The organism is Mycobacterium simiae, assembly GCF_008370645.1.
Taxonomy (GTDB): Bacteria; Actinomycetota; Actinomycetes; order Mycobacteriales; family Mycobacteriaceae; genus Mycobacterium; species Mycobacterium simiae_A.
Genome location: NZ_VTZN01000682.1, coordinates 1 through 222 on the forward strand (window position 1 = coordinate 1; position 222 = coordinate 222).

The 222-nt window shown below is 80.6% G+C and carries 1 protein-coding gene; it reads left to right on the forward strand.

Going from position 1 to position 222, the window contains the following annotated elements; all coding sequences use genetic code 11:
- Positions 1-222 (forward strand): hypothetical protein (locus F0Q45_RS28520; RefSeq protein ID WP_188113230.1); only part of this gene is annotated, 222 nt, incomplete at both ends.

The following is a 222-nucleotide window of genomic DNA, read 5'->3' on the forward strand; positions in this document are numbered from 1 at the left end:
CCCCCGGCGCCGAGCTGCCCGAGGACGCCGAGGCCGCCGGCGCAGCCGGGGGCCGCCAAGCCGCGCAGGTGTGGCTGATCGATCCGCGCCGCGGGCTGCGCGGGGTGCTGGACGCGGCCTACGTGCACCGGTTCGCCTCCACCGCGGGGACGGTCAAGCAGCGGATGGCCGAGCTGGCCGGGATCCTGGCCGCGCGGCTGCCCCGCGACGAGGCGCCGGGGG